The organism is Clostridium sp. AF22-10, from assembly GCF_003478725.1.
In the GTDB taxonomy this organism is placed as follows: Bacteria; Bacillota; Clostridia; order Lachnospirales; family Lachnospiraceae; genus Otoolea; species Otoolea fessa.
In genome coordinates this window covers 86,764-100,855 of record NZ_QUFZ01000009.1, presented here as the reverse complement: position 1 = coordinate 100,855, position 14,092 = coordinate 86,764, and the positions used below count along the sequence as shown (strand labels likewise).

Genomic DNA, 14,092 nt, shown 5'->3' with positions numbered 1-14,092 from the left:
TCCTCCTACATATCCTTCATCTTCGGATCCAATGCATCACGCAGACCATCCGCCAGCATGTTAAAGCACAGCATCAGAAGTCCCATGACAATTAACGGGAACACGATCATGTACGGATGGCTTGTAAAGTTCTGATATCCACTCGAAATCAGGGAACCCAGCGAAGCCATCGGCTCCGGCACACCCAGGCCAATAAAGGCTAAGAATGCCTCGGTAAAGATCGCATGCGGGATCGAGAACATCGTCTGTGTAATCAGAGGACCAAAAATATTTGGTAAAATCTCTTTGAAAATAATGCGGAAACTCTTTGCTCCCAGCGTCCGGGAAGCAAGCACATATTCCTGCTCTTTCAGCTTTAAGACCTCCGCGCGGGCGATTCGGCTCATGCCCAGCCACCCGGAAAACATCAGGGCGAACGTGATGGACATAAGCCCCGGTTTCATGACTAACAAAAGCAGGGTAACCGTGATCAGGTACGGAATACTGTTTAGTATCTCAACGATACGCTGCATGATCATATCGACTTTTCCGCCGAAATATCCGGATACAAGTCCATACGTCAGACCAAACGCAAGGTCGATGAATACCGCCAGAACCGCTACATAGAGACTGATCCGCGTTCCGCTCCAGGTCCTGGTCCAGAGGTCGCGTCCCAGCGAATCGGAACCAAACCAATAGTAGGTATCGGTCAGATCGTTGCTCTCATAATAGTTGATTTCTTTACTTCCGGTGGATGTACGGATCGTCTCAGAACCATCTAAGATACCCATATTTTCCAGTCCCGGCACTCTCGGCGCCATGTTCTGGTTGGTAATAATCTGCTGATCGTAGGTAAACTGGTTCATGTGAGGTCCGACAAGCGCCATCACAATCAGAAACAGAATACAGACAAAGCTGAACATTGCGCCCTTATTTTTCTTAAACCGTGCAATTGCCTCTTTCCAGTAGCTCTGGCTTGCAAAGTTTGTATCGACATGTTCAAAGCCATCTTTGTGCTGGAATTCAAAATCATCGTCCAGAAATTCGATCTGGCTTAAATATTCTTCGGGTGATAACACATGCTCCCGAACGGAAGCCGCATCCCCGCCTGTCATTTTCTCATCTGTCTTTTCGTCACTCCGTTTTTTCATGCCATCACCTCTCAATCCGATTTCTTCGCCAGACGGATTCTCGGATCGATAATTCCGTACAGGACGTCAACCACCAGCATCAGGACAATGTACATGACACTGTAGATAAATGCCAGCGAAATCGTCACGTTGTAATCGTTGGACTGAATCGCTGCAATCATTAAGCTTCCGATGCCCGGAATCGAGAAGATCTTCTCGATAACCAGGGAACCAATCATCAGATCGACAACCAACGGCGCCAGTACCGTAATGATCGGGATCAGCGCGTTTCGAAGTGCATGGCGCACCAGAAGCGGGCGTCCCGTGATTCCCTTGCTCTCCGCAAGCAGCATGTAGTCGCTGTCCAGCACCTCCAGAAGGGAGGTTCTCGTAAATCGAGCCACCGTCGCTACCGTAAACATCGACAGCGCCAGCATCGGCATGATCGACGATGCGAAGAACTTCTTGCCGTCAAACAGAAGCGGCAGCCACTGTGCCTTGTAGCCGATGAAATATGCCATAACCAATGCAAAAACATAGGACGGAAGCTGACGCCCAGAACTGAAATCACAGTACAGATGGTATCAAGCCAGCTATTTTTCTTGAGCGCTGCCAGAATACCTAAAATCAGTCCGACTACCGCACCGAAGGAAACTGCCTCCAGTCCGATTCCAAAGCTGACCGGCACACGGTTCTTTAACAGAACCGAGATGGAGGTATCCTTGGAGATAACATACGATACACCAAAATCGCCCTGCAGCAGGTTCTTCACATACGTGAAAAACTGTACGATCAACGGTTTGTCCAGTCCATATTTCTTCGACATCATCGCAATCTGATCCGCGGTCAGCTTTTCATCGTTGAACGGAGATCCCGGCATCAGCTGCAGCAGCATAAAAAGTACCAGGATGATGATCAGAAGCGTGACAAGAGAAATCATGATACGTTTTCCGATATATTTCTTCATGTCCGTACTCCCTTCTTTCTTATATAATACGTCTCTCTCCTTCTCTTATAGCCCGGATATTCTTTCAGCTCCGAAGTATAAAATAAGACAAACGGTTTTATCTCTCTATTCCTGCATCCACACGCGCATATGCGTCATGCCACGGTTGCACCATGCATAGTACGGAATTGCCTGCAGGGTTACCATCTCCTCCGGTGCCGCATCTTCTGCATAAAGCGCCGGATTAACCGCCGTTTTCTTCCGGCAGCCCGTCACGCGCAGCGCCACGATACCTTCCAGCAGATCCGCCTGATACGGAAGCGCTTCAATCTTCGCCTCCCGCGGAATCCGCAGTGTTTGAAGATCCTCTCCGTTGTCCACGCCCTCAAAGGTGTAGATGATTGGTCCGCATCTGAGTGCCACGCATCCGGCATCCGCCCGCACCATCGGGTGTGCATAGACCCGCTCCGGCTCCATCTCCATCTCGCAGGAAACAGTATCACCAGGCTGCCAGCTTCTCTGGATCATCCAGTAGCCCTTGTCTGTCTTGACTGCCCCGGAAACCGGTATGCCATTGACCTTTACCTGCATCTGATGGCACCAGCCCGGATAACGGACTGCCAAAGTAAATTCTGTTCCCGCCTGCTCCGGTTCTACCGTGTAGGTAACGGAGCCGTTCCACGGATATTTCGATGTAAGCGCTATCTTCACGCCGCCCGCCGTTTCAAAGGAAGCCGTTCCCCCGACAAACAGGTGGGAATAGATCGTATCTTCACTTGAAGACCATACATAAGAACCAAGTGAAGTCATCAGACGCGCCAGGTTCGGAGGGCAGCATGCACAGTCATACCAGCCGATCCGCTCCGGCGTGTACTCTTCCTCGCCGTATGCGTTGGTCGGCATGCCCGGATTGGCTTCAAGCTGATTGATATAAAAGAATTTCGTTCCGTCTAACTGCATGCCGCTGATGGTTCCGTTGTAAATCTCCCGCTCCAGAATATCTGCATACCGCGCGTCCGGATCCGCCTCCAGCATCTGTTTCGCGAAGAAGCAGACCCCCACCGCCGCACACGTTTCCGCGTAAGCGGTATCATTCGGCAAATCATAATCCACGGTAAATGCCTCGCCGTAATAGGTGGAACCGATTCCACCCGTTATGTACATCCGCCGGTCTACCATGTTGTCCCACATCTTCCGGCAGGCTGCCATCAGCGCCTCATCGTGATTCTGCGCTGCCAGGTTTGCCGCCGCCGTCAGAAGATACATACAACGGACCGCGTGTCCTTCCACCGTATCCTGCTCACGCACCGGCTTGTGATTCTGCATGTAGGACGGCGGCTGCTTGTCCATGTAATCGGTGCGGCTCCAGCTTCTAGCCGCCGCTTCTTTATGGAAGAACTCCGGATCCCGTCCGCGCTCATCGATAAAATATGCCGCCAGCTTCCGGTATCTCTCTTCCCCGGTTGCCTGATAAAGCCGCATCAGTGCCAGCTCGATCTCCTCATGTCCCGGAATGCCGGTTACTTTGCCTGCTTCCCGTCCGAACCGCCGATCGATATGATCGCACAGCTTGCAGCAGATATCTAAAAGCTTCGTCTTTCCCGTCGCCTGATAGTACGCGACGCCTGCCTCCGTCATATGTCCGGCACAGTACATCTCATGGCAGTCCGTCAGGTTCTGCCACCTATGTTCCGGCTCCGCCGCAATGAAATAGGTATCCAGGTAGCCGTCCGGCTGCTGCGCCCGCCCGATCAGGTCGATGATCGCATCGGCACGCGCCTCCAGCTCTGGATTTGCCTCGACGGTCAGTGAGTACGCCACCGCCTCCAGCCATTTCGCCAGGTCGCTGTCCTGAAATACACGCCCGTAATACGTTCCTTTCTCATCTCCCGCTGCAATGCGGAAGTTTTTAATCACATGGCTCTTTCGGATTCCGGACACCTCATCGTGAAGCACCCGTTCCTGATACGGAATCATCGTGTGAATTACCACATTCTGTACCCGCGAAAAGAACGGGTCATCTATCTTTACCTGTTTCAAATCAATGAAACTTGTCTCCTTTTTTATCATTCACAGAAAACCTCCTGATTTATTATTCACTTATCCGTAAGCGCCTATCAATAATCTGAAAAAGACTTCTTTTTTTGTATGTTTTCTTATAAGTATACCATTCAAATAGTGGAAAAGCGATCTAACACATTTTGCATATTATAGAAAAGAATACGCGTATTTTTATAGAACAAAATCAGCCTGATTTCATTCTTTCTTTTTCTCTGATTTTTCTTCATTTTTCATTCATCCCCTCTTATTTTCCCAAGTAGAGTGTTTTATTTCAGCAAATATAAGGGATTTCCCAAACAGATTCTTGCTGTTTTTCTTTCTATTTGATATAATAAAATTGATATTTTAAATTTGTTTAACAACCTGACAAAGTTGTCCTGTTTTTCGTTTGCTTCTCTGCGGTTCAGACAGGATTCCTGTTACGTGGCTGTTTTTATTTAAACGGGAGTACATACATCATGAATTTTATTAATTTAAACTGTCCACCCCTTCCTTATTTTATCGTCGGAGGCGGATGTGTTTACCGCCCCGGCGATATCCATGAGCGCCGGACGATCCGAAATGTCTTTGATCTTATCTATGTTCACAGCGGAACTTTATATCTCGAACAGGATCCGTTCCGCGTTGAACTGAATGCCGGGCAGTTTTTTATCATTACCCCCGATACCCCGCACCGCGGCAGCCGCGTCTGCCAGGAAAAGACCACGACGAGCTGGGTGCATTTCTATACCAACGGCAAATACAGCCTGTCCGATGAATTTTACCCGGACAACGTAACCCGGCGCGCCGCGCCGAAATTTTACTATTCGCCGCAGAATTTCATTCTCTCCCTGCCGCGCACCGGCACCGTGCCGGAAGCCAACCGGGAGAAGCTGGAAAAGTATCTGCAGCGGATGAACCTGGTTTCTTTCAGCAAATACACACAGAAAAAGAGCTTTCCGTCCTCCGTGCGGACGCCGTTTGAGCTCCAGAATGATTTCATTGAATTTCTCCAGGTTCTCTATGCGCCGTACTGCTACAGCCGCGAGAAGGAAAGCATCGCCCGGACGCTGCGCGACTATCTGGATGCCCACTACACGGAGGAGATCTCCTTAAACGATCTGGCGCGCCAGTATTCCTACAGCCCGTCCCACTTAATCCGCAGCTTCCACCAGGCATACGGTGCCAGCCCGATGCAGTACCTGAAAAAACTGCGGATCGAACACGCCTCCCAGCTTCTCCTCCACTCCGACGCCACGATCCAGTCGGTCGGTGAGATGGTAGGACTGCGGATCCCATCCTATTTTATCCGCGTATTTAAGCAGGAGATCGGCATCACCCCGGCGCAGTACCGGATGTTTTACGCAGAAGAGAATGGGGGGAGTGAGGCGCCTTAGAGGCGATTCACAGCTGGTGTTTTTTACTATCTATTTGTTTTCGTAAGAACTGTCATGAGCGTGGCAGTTCTTTTTTATACACAAACCAGTGAACAGTTTTTTAATGTATCTATCAGTTCCTCTACATCAGCTATTGTTTAAGCCAGTTATCCGCACATTGAAAATCCTTTATATTTAATGTGACACTGTGTGTATACAAAGGAGGAAATTCCGAATTGAAAACTGTCACGATTAAACTTCGCATTCATAAACTTTTGGCTGAAAAGCGTCTGACGAAATACCGTTTTATCGCCATGACCGGGCTTGGCTATAAAAATGCCAGCCGGATTCTGGACAATGAAACTGAATCCATCCGCTTCAGCACCATCGCCCGCATCTGCTCCGCACTGGACTGTACGCCCGGCGATCTATTTGAAGTTCATGAGGAAGAAGATCCTTACGATGGAATGTATTAAACATTCGGAAACAAGTAATTTCATGTGCGGATCGCACGCCAAAAAAGAGCTGTCAACCGACGGTTTGTACCGGCTTTTGTGACAGCTCTTTTTGGTGATCCTATTTTTAAAAACAGAAGCGGTACCGCCTCTGAAAAGACAGTACCGCTTAACCTATCCGAATATTATATATAAGGTGTCCACCAGCAAGATACCTTACCAGTCATCCCGTCCATACTCTTCCCGCTCATCCAGGGCATCATCTACACCATCGGCATATTCTGAATCCCGGCGGTAGCGATCCCAGTCATAATCATCACCTTCCATAACATCATCATATCCTGCATCATAAGCCGCATAGGGATTCTGGAGATTCTTTTGCACCGGTGGTATTCCCCTCTGCGCAGGTGTGTTTTTACGACTCCGTTGTTTCAGTTCCCACAAGGGATCCTCTTCTATCCGCTTAAGATATTCCTCATGGCTTCTGGATTCCTCTTCTTCTTTTTTCTTCTGTAATTCTATCAGCTCAGCCCGTTCTCTTTTTTTACGTTCCTCTTCTTCCCGTTTACTTTCTTCTATCTTCTCTGCCCAGTGCTGTTCACAGTATAAGTCATCGAGGCCAGATTGTAACATCCTTCCTCCCGGCACTTATACGGATACAGCAGGATCATAAGAAGTCCACAGCCCATCGCACAGATAAGCAGCGTACAGAGAGTCTGGCGATGCTTTCCAAACCAGTTTTTCATTCCTGCTGCCAGACGGTTTTCTTTTTTCTCTGTTTCCTTCTCAGATTCAGGACTCTCTTCTTTCTTTTTCTTCCGGGACTCCATCCACCTGGTCAGTTCAGCATCCAGCAAAAACAACGGTATCAGACATGTAAAGGTGCCAACAAACAGCATCAAAGCATTGCCCGAATCTCCATGCACGCTTCTCGCATACTGGTAATGGCACTCTTCGTCATACCAACTATACAGACTCCAGGCATATACCCCCAGAATGCCAAGCAGAACCATCCATTTTATCTGCTTTTCTTTCCTCAGGATTCTCATGACGAGAAGCGCTCCTGACATAGTAAACAAGAAACCTATCTTTAGATACACCGGTGCCTCCACAAGGGAAATCCAGGCCGTATATGCCGGATAAAAGATGCCCATAACCACTATCACAATCATCAGAATTCCAGACTCCATAGCTATACCCCCTATTAAGTCCATCTTACCACAAATACGGATGCTTAGGTGGGTTATTTATGCCCCTTGAAGCAAATATCCACTTATGATAGCCTGCCCCGGATTACAAAGGCACGTATATGCTTGCTGTATCTCCCTTGTAATGCAAAAAGCTGACGCAGATCAGAAAGTTTTTTCCGATCTGCAGCAGCTTTTTATCTCATTCTTATTATTTTCTTCCTATTCTCTTAAGCTCCAGAATCCTCTGGTTCCGGCTTCCGCGAAACTGCAGGGTCAGATCCTTCTCCGCTTCCACGAACTCTCCGTCCACCAGCACATCTACATAGGACAGCATCTCGTCTGTCACCTCTGTATGGACCACGCCGCCGGCTGCCAGATCCCGATCCCAGAGATAGCCGCTGTAGCACCAGATATCCTTCTCCGGATACGTCTCGCGCACCTTCCGGAGTAAATGTACCAGTTCCATCTGGTTTTCCGGCTCAAACGGTTCTCCGCCGAGCAGCGTAAAGCCCTGTATATATCCCGGCTCCAATGCCGCTAAAATCTCTTTCTCCGTCTCTTCTGTATATAACTGTCCATATCGGAAATCCCACGTCTCCGCATTGAAACAGCCCTTACAGTGATGGCGGCAGCCCGACACAAACAAGCTGACGCGCACGCCAGGACCGTTGGCAATATCATACTTTTTGATGGTTCCGTAATACATATCTTCCTCCCCTAGACCAAAGTACTCTCGGAGGCTTTCACCACATCCTACAGATGCAGCACCCGATCGCGGATCTCCTGGGTACGTCCCTGATTCCAGAACTGGGTTCCGATGTAGCCGCAGGTACGGCGTGCGACAAAGAGCTTGTTCTGGTCGCGGTTGCCGCAGTTCGGGCACTCCCACACCAGCTTGCCAGCCTCATCCTCAACAATCTTGATCTCGCCGTCATAGCCACACTTCTCACAGAAATCACTCTTGGTGTTCAGCTCCGCGTACATAATGTTATTGTAGATAAACTGCATTACAGAGAGAACTGCCGGAATATTAGTCTGCATATTCGGCACCTCGATGTAGCTGATCGCACCGCCCGGGGAGAGCTTCTGGAACTCTGCCTCAAATTTCAGCTTACTGAACGCGTCAATCTTCTCGGATACGTGTACATGGTAGCTGTTCGTGATATAGTTCTTATCCGTAACGCCCGGAATGATACCGAAGCGCTTCTGCAGGCATTTTGCAAATTTATAAGTCGTAGACTCCATCGGCGTGCCGTATACAGAATAGCTGATGTTCTCCGCCTCTCTCCACTCTTTGCATTTATCATTCAGACGCTGCATAACTTTCAGTGCAAATGGCTTCGCCTCCGGATCGGTGTGGGATTTTCCTAACATCCGCATACACATCTCATACAGACCTGCATATCCCAGAGAAATCGTAGAATAGCCGTTGTACAGGAGTTTGTCGATCGTCTCACCCTTTTTCAGGCGGGCAAGCGCACCATTCTGCCACAGAATCGGCGCCACATCGGAGATCGTGCCGAGCAGCCTCTCATGACGGCAGCGGAGCGCACGATGGCACAGTTCCAGTCTCTCATCGAGAATCTGCCAGAAACGGTCCATATCTCCCTCCGAAGAACAAGCCACATCGACCAGGTTAATCGTGACAACACCCTGGTTGAAACGTCCATAGAATTTATGCTTACCGTTCGGCAGCATCTGGGAATCTTCTACCGTCAGGAAAGAACGGCAGCCCATGCACGGGTAAACCTCGCCCTTCTTTAATTCCTTCATAATCTTAGCGGAAATGTAGTCCGGAACCATCCGTTTCGCGGTACATTTCGCTGCCAGCTCAGTCAGGTGCCAATATTTCGAACCTTCCGTAATATTGTCCTCATCCAGCACATAGATAAGTTTCGGGAACGCCGGTGTGATCCAGACGCCCTTTTCATTCTTGACGCCCTGCATTCTCTGCAGCATCACTTCCTCGATGATCATCGCAAGGTCATCTCTGGTCCGTCCCTCCGGGACCTCGTCCAGATACATAAATACCGTGACAAACGGAGCCTGTCCGTTACAGGTCATCAGGGTGATAAGCTGGTACTGGATCGTCTGGATGCCGCTCTTAACCTCCTCGCGCAGACGGCGTTCGGTCACGCGGTTGATGATATCCTCATCCAGTGCCTCGCCGCACTCGGTGCGCTCTGCAATCACGTTCTTGCGCAGCTTCTGACGGCTGATGTCCACAAACGGTGCCAGATGCGCCAGAGTAAAGGACTGTCCGCCATACTGGTTGCTGGCTACCTGCGCCACGATCTGGGTGGTCACGTTGCAGGCCGTAAAGAAACTGTGCGGCTTCTCGATCATCGTCTCACTGATCACAGTGCCATTCTGCAGCATATCCTCCAGATTGATCAGGTCGCAGTTGTGCTCCTTCTGTGCAAAATAGTCGGTATCATGGAAATGGATGATGCCTTCCTCATGCGCGCGGACGATCTCCTCCGGCAGCAGCACACGCTTGGATAAGTCCTTGCTGACCTCGCCCGCCATGTAGTCACGCTGGGTCGAGTTGATGACCGGGTTCTTGTTGGAGTTTTCCTGATTCACTTCTTCATTAATATGGTCCAAAAGTGCCAGGATGCCGTTATCGGTCGTGTTGGACTTGCGTTTTAACTCCCTGCGGTAGCGGTAGCGCACATATTTCTGTGCAACCTCATAACCACGCATCTCCATAATGCTGGTCTCTACCATATCCTGGATGTCTTCCACATTCACCGCGTGCGGCGTCTCCTGCACCTGCTCGGCGATCGTATCTGCAATCGCTTCAATCTGGTACGGGTTCATCTGGTGAATACGCTCCACATTGCCGTTCGCTTTTGTGATCGCATTTACGATCTTCTCCCGGTCAAAATGTACTTCTTCTCCATTTCGTTTGATTACATTGGTTGTTACTGTGTCTTCCATCCCTGTTCCCTCTCCTTACCCTTAAGCCCGTTTTATGACTTGTCTTCTATAATCTATCAATTGACTCGCCGGTTCCTGTTTCTGTGATTTCTCTTTCTACTTTTATGGCATACATCGAACATCCATCTGTATCCATTTCCCGTCCCCCAGCTTACTCTCATTTCCTCATTCATGAGAGCAGCGCCTTCTTCTGACAGGCTATTTTTCATGTCCGGATGCCTTCACTGACAGGATTCTTTTCCGTTCCGACTTGTCTTACGATTGGCTTTATTTTTGATTTGTATTTAGGTAATTTTTAGAATTACATACAAAATATTGAACTCGATTTCTTTCATAACACAATATATAGTGTGTTCGTCGTGACGTATTTAAGCATACACCAATTAGATTAAAAATGGAAGAGGATTCCCCTATATTTTTTCGAATCAGAATTTTGCACAAAAATCATTTTCTCCCTTTACAAACACCCAAATCTGTGATCTCCTTTCCACGACGTTCTTTCCAGACTTATCCACCGTCCCATGTGCAAAACCCACCTCGTCATTTCTCCCATGGCTGCATCCCATATACCCTCTGAGTCTCCTTCGCCCATACCCTTATCTGTTTTAAAAATACCGAAAATAATGCTTTTTAAAATATTTTTAAAAATATTTAAAAAACTGTTGACATTTTATTCTGGATGGAGTAGAATAACACATGTCTTACGGATGAGGCATCCGCAAGAAAACAAAATAAGCGCCTTTAGCTCAGTTGGTAGAGCAGTAGACTCTTAATCTATTTGTCCAGGGTTCGAGTCCCTGAAGGCGCACTATCAAGTGCTTGTTTCGCAGACCGAGAGCTGTGGGGCAGGCACTTTGTGCGTTAGCAATGAGGCGTGCAAAGAAAAAAAGAGATGGCGGATGACGCGTTGTGCTTGCACATAAGCAGCATCCGTTATCTCTTTTTTTCTTTATAGGGCGAATGCCCGACAGCGAGGAAAAGCGCCAGCTTTTTCGAGCTGCCGCACGCCGGGACTCAAAGACGCAACCTTTTTTACCCCGCCCCACGCCGGACTCCAAAGACGCAGCTTTTACAGTGCCCGCCCAATCGCCTTCTCCACTTCCTTCTTTGAACTAGCGCCGACTTCCTTGCTGAATACTTCCCCATTCCGGAAAATAATCATCGTCGGGATCGACATAACCTTATACCGGACTGCAATATCCGGGTTCTCATCGACATTCAGCTTTCCGATCTTCACTCTTCCCTCATACTCGCCCGCCAGCTGCCCGATCACCGGCGCCATCATCTGGCACGGACCGCACCAGTCTGCATAAAAATCAACCAGTACCGGAATCTCCGATTTCAGTACCTCCTCCTCAAAATTCGCGGTCGTAAACTTCATCTCCATCACTCATTTCCTCCTTTCGTTCTATCCATACAGGCAGTCAACAGAAATGCCCTGTTTCTCTTTACGACGGCTTCTTTTTACCGCCTCCCAGTGCCTTTGCTGCCTCTTCCATCGATTTTTTCCATTTTAACGCCTGTTTATTCAGTTCCACCTTATCGCTGGTCGCCTGAACAAGTTTCCGTGTGAGCTGCTTTTTAATATCCATTCCTGACTTCTGGCAAACACACGGCGCGCATCGTCACCGTTCATGTGAGTCCAGGTTTCTCACAAAAAGCACCGCCGCGCATCCAGCCATCCCTCTTTATATTATAGTAACTATATGCAGCTTTTATTTTCTTTATTCCGGCTCTGCCAGCTCAGATAACCGTTAAATACGGCAAATTCCTGCTACCACCACGTTTTCTTACGGCACTTTCGGTTCCAAAAGTGCCTACCCGTGTACAGTAATGATTTTCCTACCGCACTGCCACCAGCTTGCAGATCGGCTTGCCCTGCGCCGAGAACTTTGCCTCGTACTCGGTCATAACGTTGCCCTCTGCCATCTCGCTGTGGTGCAGGTCACGGGTATATTCTGTGATGTGCCAGCCCGCCTCCGGGATGGCTTCCAGGGAATAGGAAAATAAATCCTGGTTGTCCGTCTTGAACTCGACTCTTCCATCCTTCTGGAGAATCTGATCGTACACTGCCATAAATGGCGGCGAGGTCAGTCTCCGTCTCGCATGTCGGTCCTTCGGCCACGGATCCGAAAAATTCAAATAAATCCGCTCTACTTCCCCCGGTCCAAAAATCTCTGCCAATTCTCTGGCATCCTCACATAAGAAATAGATATTGGACAGTTCCATCTGTTCTCTCTTGCGGATCGCCTTTAAAAGAACCGTCGAATATTTCTCAATACCCACAAAATTCACATCCGGGTTGCGGGACGCCTGCTCCAAAATAAACTGACCTTTACCCATACCCACCTCGATGCGGATCGGATGGTCATTTCCAAAAATCTGCTGCCAGGTTCCCTTCTTCTCCTTCGCCCCATGAACCACATGCGGGGTTTCTTCTATCATCTGCTCTGCGCCCGGTATATGGCGTAATCTCATCTTCGTTCCTCCTGCTGTCTACAATCTGCGCCGTCCCGGATGGACTTTCTTCCGTACCGTATCATTCCGTTGAGACGCCCCGGCTTACCCGCCGGATCTATCCTTATCTTACCATTGAAGCCCCCATTTCGCAAGCAAAGGTGCTCTATTTTCACACCATTTTACGATCCCCGTGTTACTGTTCACGCATACGATCCCCGTGTTACTGTTCACGCATACGTGCCCAGTAACGGAATTTGCCGTGGCTTCGCATTTAAATACGGCAAATTCCTGCTGCCCCCACGTTTTCTTGCGGCACTTTCGGTTCCAAAAATGCCTGCCCATAAACAGCCTCCACTCTCCTCCATGCCGTCCTTTCTAATCCGTCCGACTTTGTGTCCTTTTCTTACAAATTTCATAACTTTTCCAATTTTCATCATTTTATAGATGAATAATTCAACCGATTATATTATAATAATTTTAGAACAAAACCAAACATACGGTCACGAAATGGCTGCCGTCTTTTCACCCGTTCGCCGGACATTCAAAAGTCAGGATCCGTCCGGGAACAGCCGTCGGCACGCCGGTTTCGGACCTGCATCATATACACAGGAGGATATGCCTATGGGAACAACAGCTAACACAGGTCAGAGCACCTGGGAACAAATCCACGGCGGGGTTCGCGAGACCGAGCGCCTGATCGGACAGAAGAATTATAACCTGGCGATGGTGAAAGCCCGCCAGACCCTTGAATACATGGTCAAATGCCTCTGCGAGCGGTATGGCATTCTGGAGACCGGCCTTCTGGAAATGATCGATGCCCTCTACAGCGCCGGAAAAATCAGCAAGACCACCTGCGAACATTACCACAAGATCCGCACGATCGGCAACAAGGCGATCCATGAGGGAGACAACAGCGCCTACAACGCCAATCAGGCGCATCACCTTCTGTCGCAGGAGGTCTACACCTTCGCAAATGACTACAATGACACAAAAAAATCCACCCGGGCTTCCCGAAGTGCAGCTCCAACCTCCGCTTCTTCCCGCCTTCGCGGGAACAGCCGCCATCCCTCTGCCGGCTCTGGAAACGGAAAACCTGCCGGCACACGTTCCGGCAACTCCGGGGGACGCCGTCCGCGCGCCTATGCAGGCGGTCCGTCTTTTGAATTTCGAAGCATTATTAAACCAGTGCTTCTGATTATTATTATCATCCTGCTGCTTTTGATCATCAAGATGATACGCCCTGCGACGGATGCCAAACCGGATTCTACTGCAGCCGTCAGCACCGAATCGCTGGCTCCAGAAACCGAGGCAGAGACCGTTGCCGCAGAATCGACCGTTTACCGGACCACCGACACAGTCAATGTCCGTCCGGAACCATCCACCGACACTGACAGGATTGGTGTTCTAGCACCAGATACCGATGTGGAATATCTCCGTGATTACGACGAAAAATGGGCGGTAATCAGCTACAACGGACAGGAAGCCTACGTTTCCAGAGACTTTATCCGGCAGGTTTCGCAGTAATCAGCCAAAAAAGGAACCATACATGCAGTGATTCTTCTCCCTGACATAC

General features: G+C 49.2%; 14 protein-coding genes and 1 tRNA gene. 4 read left to right on the top strand and 11 right to left on the bottom strand.

Going from position 1 to position 14,092, the window contains the following annotated elements:
- Positions 1 to 5 precede the first annotated feature (5 nt).
- From opp3C to DWX91_RS08535, 4 genes are all read right to left on the bottom strand, one after another.
- Positions 6 to 1,130 (bottom strand): oligopeptide ABC transporter permease, encoded by a 1,125-nt coding sequence (gene opp3C, locus DWX91_RS08545; protein WP_227589457.1) that lies wholly within the window; start codon positions 1,128 to 1,130, stop codon positions 6 to 8.
- Positions 1,131 to 1,141: 11 nt separating this feature from the next.
- Entirely contained in the window at positions 1,142 to 1,630 is a 489-nt protein-coding gene (locus DWX91_RS17375; RefSeq protein WP_243015327.1) for an ABC transporter permease, read from the bottom strand.
- Complete coding sequence (locus DWX91_RS17370; RefSeq protein ID WP_243015326.1) at positions 1,519 to 2,076, bottom strand: ABC transporter permease; 558 nt, start codon at positions 2,074 to 2,076, stop codon at positions 1,519 to 1,521. The genes DWX91_RS17375 and DWX91_RS17370 overlap by 112 nt, the downstream gene beginning before the upstream one ends.
- A 105-nt stretch (positions 2,077 to 2,181) precedes the next feature.
- Positions 2,182 to 4,125 (bottom strand): glycoside hydrolase family 127 protein, encoded by a 1,944-nt coding sequence (locus DWX91_RS08535; RefSeq protein WP_118471687.1) that lies wholly within the window; start codon positions 4,123 to 4,125, stop codon positions 2,182 to 2,184.
- A gap of 449 nt (positions 4,126 to 4,574) precedes the next feature.
- Between DWX91_RS08535 and DWX91_RS08530 the strand changes: the two genes are divergently transcribed.
- On the top strand, positions 4,575 to 5,492 hold the full coding sequence (locus DWX91_RS08530) for an AraC family transcriptional regulator (RefSeq protein ID WP_117796802.1): 918 nt from the start codon (positions 4,575 to 4,577) through the stop codon (positions 5,490 to 5,492).
- 215 nt (positions 5,493 to 5,707) lie between these two features.
- Positions 5,708 to 5,947 (top strand): helix-turn-helix domain-containing protein, encoded by a 240-nt coding sequence (locus tag DWX91_RS08525; protein WP_022359127.1) that lies wholly within the window; start codon positions 5,708 to 5,710, stop codon positions 5,945 to 5,947.
- A 195-nt stretch (positions 5,948 to 6,142) separates the two neighbouring features.
- On the opposite strand, the gene DWX91_RS08520 is transcribed toward DWX91_RS08525, so the two are convergent.
- The 4 genes from DWX91_RS08520 to nrdD form a co-directional block, all read right to left on the bottom strand.
- Positions 6,143 to 6,559, bottom strand: coding sequence for a hypothetical protein (locus tag DWX91_RS08520; RefSeq protein ID WP_118538635.1), 417 nt, complete (start codon positions 6,557 to 6,559; stop codon positions 6,143 to 6,145).
- Positions 6,502 to 7,116, bottom strand: a complete 615-nt coding sequence (locus tag DWX91_RS08515; RefSeq protein WP_118538633.1) for a hypothetical protein — start codon at positions 7,114 to 7,116, stop codon at positions 6,502 to 6,504. Before DWX91_RS08515 ends, DWX91_RS08520 begins: the two co-directional genes overlap by 58 nt.
- A gap of 208 nt (positions 7,117 to 7,324) precedes the next feature.
- Complete coding sequence (nrdG, locus tag DWX91_RS08510) at positions 7,325 to 7,822, bottom strand: anaerobic ribonucleoside-triphosphate reductase activating protein (protein ID WP_118471691.1); 498 nt, start codon at positions 7,820 to 7,822, stop codon at positions 7,325 to 7,327.
- Positions 7,823 to 7,869: 47 nt separating this feature from the next.
- Positions 7,870 to 10,059, bottom strand: coding sequence for an anaerobic ribonucleoside-triphosphate reductase (gene nrdD, locus DWX91_RS08505; protein ID WP_118471693.1), 2,190 nt, complete (start codon positions 10,057 to 10,059; stop codon positions 7,870 to 7,872).
- Positions 10,060 to 10,794: 735 nt separating this feature from the next.
- Between nrdD and DWX91_RS08500 the strand changes: the two genes are divergently transcribed.
- Positions 10,795 to 10,867 (top strand) — tRNA-Lys (locus tag DWX91_RS08500).
- A 261-nt stretch (positions 10,868 to 11,128) separates the two neighbouring features.
- Here DWX91_RS08500 and trxA read toward each other — a convergent pair.
- The 3 genes from trxA to trmB all read right to left on the bottom strand — a co-directional run bounded on the left by trxA (position 11,129) and on the right by trmB (position 12,537).
- On the bottom strand, positions 11,129 to 11,446 hold the full coding sequence (trxA, locus tag DWX91_RS08495; protein WP_118468980.1) for a thioredoxin: 318 nt from the start codon (positions 11,444 to 11,446) through the stop codon (positions 11,129 to 11,131).
- Positions 11,447 to 11,507: 61 nt separating this feature from the next.
- The gene (locus tag DWX91_RS16600) at positions 11,508 to 11,651 is read right to left on the bottom strand and encodes a hypothetical protein (protein ID WP_182426662.1); all 144 of its coding nucleotides are present in this window, start codon (positions 11,649 to 11,651) and stop codon (positions 11,508 to 11,510) included.
- Positions 11,652 to 11,901: 250 nt separating this feature from the next.
- Positions 11,902 to 12,537, bottom strand: a complete 636-nt coding sequence (gene trmB / locus DWX91_RS08490) for a tRNA (guanosine(46)-N7)-methyltransferase TrmB (protein ID WP_118471695.1) — start codon at positions 12,535 to 12,537, stop codon at positions 11,902 to 11,904.
- 603 nt (positions 12,538 to 13,140) lie between these two features.
- On the opposite strand from trmB, the gene DWX91_RS08480 reads away from it, so the two are divergent.
- The gene (locus tag DWX91_RS08480) at positions 13,141 to 14,043 is read left to right on the top strand and encodes an SH3 domain-containing protein (RefSeq protein WP_118471699.1); all 903 of its coding nucleotides are present in this window, start codon (positions 13,141 to 13,143) and stop codon (positions 14,041 to 14,043) included.
- Positions 14,044 to 14,092: the final 49 nt, after the last annotated feature.